General features: G+C 48.0%; 1 protein-coding gene. It reads left to right on the top strand.

Going from position 1 to position 1,058, the window contains the following annotated elements; all coding sequences use genetic code 11:
* Positions 1 to 108 precede the first annotated feature (108 nt).
* On the top strand, positions 109 to 1,047 hold the full coding sequence (locus tag KNP94_RS15775) for an IS30 family transposase (protein ID WP_088838374.1): 939 nt from the start codon (positions 109 to 111) through the stop codon (positions 1,045 to 1,047).
* Positions 1,048 to 1,058 lie beyond the last annotated feature (11 nt).

Here is a 1,058-nt window from a genome sequence, read left to right as displayed (position 1 = left end):
TGACGAATTGTAATATTAAGTGCAACACCTAGCTGAAAACACAAAAAAAACCCATAACGGCCTCGTGTAGAATAGAGTTACCACACAAAATTCAACGGAGGATTCGTTATGAGCTATGTTCATCTTACCACATCAGAAAGAGTCAAAATAGAGACGTATCTCGAGCTAGGTTTCTCTGTCCGAAAGATTGCTGGACGCCTGGGGCGTCAACCTTCTACGATTTCACGAGAATTGAAACGAAATCCTTACTATGATGCTTCCTGTGCTGACCAGCGTTATGTGGAACGCAAAAAGAAGTGCGGTGCACGGACGAAGTTTACGCTCGAAAAAGGAGTCCGTATCCTCGAAAAGTTACGCGAGACATGGTCCCCTGAACAGATTGCCGGACGATTATTCCAAGAAGAAGGACTCTCGTTCAAGACAATTTATCGCTGGATCTATACGGGCCTCGTCGAGGCCGATTCTGGACTCCTTCGACAAAAGGGAAAGCGTCAGAAACCACGTGAGACGCGTGGACGCTTTAACGTCGGACTGCCAATCAGTAAACGTCCGTCTGACGTCAAAGGGCGCCAAACGTTCGGACATTGGGAGGTTGATACTGTTGTCTCGGGTAGAGGGAAATCCAAAGCCTGTGTCGCAACGTTCGTCGAGCGAAAGAGCCGTTTTTATCTCGCTGTACCGATGGAAGATCGGTCCGCTCAATCGATGGAGTCTGCGATTCAAGCATTGCATCTTTACTTCCCGTTGGGAACGTTCCAAACTGCGACGACAGATCGTGGAAAAGAGTTTAGCTGTCATGAACGAATTCGTGACACGTTAGGCGTACCGATGTATTTTGCGGATCCGTATTCTTCTTGGCAGCGTGGGAGTAACGAGAACGCCAATGGTCTTCTCCGTGAATTTTTCCCGAAGGGGACAGATTTCGGAAAGGTCAGTCGTTCTGAACTCGCTCAAGCGCTCGCCTGGATCAATGGGAGACCGCGAAAATGTCTCAACTGGAAAACTGCATACGAGGTCTTCACGGAAGAAGTGTTGCACTTAATTTGACAAACCGTCAT

It is taken from the genome of Exiguobacterium sp. s80, assembly GCF_018618725.1.
GTDB classification, from domain to species: domain Bacteria; phylum Bacillota; class Bacilli; order Exiguobacteriales; family Exiguobacteriaceae; genus Exiguobacterium_A; species Exiguobacterium_A oxidotolerans.
Note: the sequence above shows the minus strand (reverse complement) of the source record. Positions and strands in the feature narration are given on the sequence as shown.